Raw genomic sequence first — 239 nt, 5'->3', positions numbered from 1 at the left:
CTGATCGTATGGGCTATAGGATATCTGGCCCTTTGCTTGAGTTAAACGAGAAACGTGAGCTATTGTCTGAAGCAGTAACTAACGGCTCTGTTCAGGTTCCTCCTGATGGAAACCCGATCATTCTCCTTGCGGATAGCCAAACAACGGGAGGATACCCTAAGATAGCTCAGGTTATTACGGCAGATTTACCAATGATCGCCCAGATCAAACCAGGGGAATCCATTCAATTTTCACGAGTA

Annotated in this window: 1 pseudogene; it reads left to right on the top strand. The window is 46.0% G+C overall.

Going from position 1 to position 239, the window contains the following annotated elements:
• Positions 1 to 239, top strand: a pseudogene (locus SB773_RS34360) (KipI antagonist); the annotation flags it as partial.

It is taken from the genome of Bacillus sp. SIMBA_074, assembly GCF_046534555.1.
GTDB lineage: Bacteria > Bacillota > Bacilli > Bacillales > Bacillaceae_G > Bacillus_A > Bacillus_A mycoides.
This window is presented reverse-complemented; position numbering and strand designations above follow the sequence as displayed.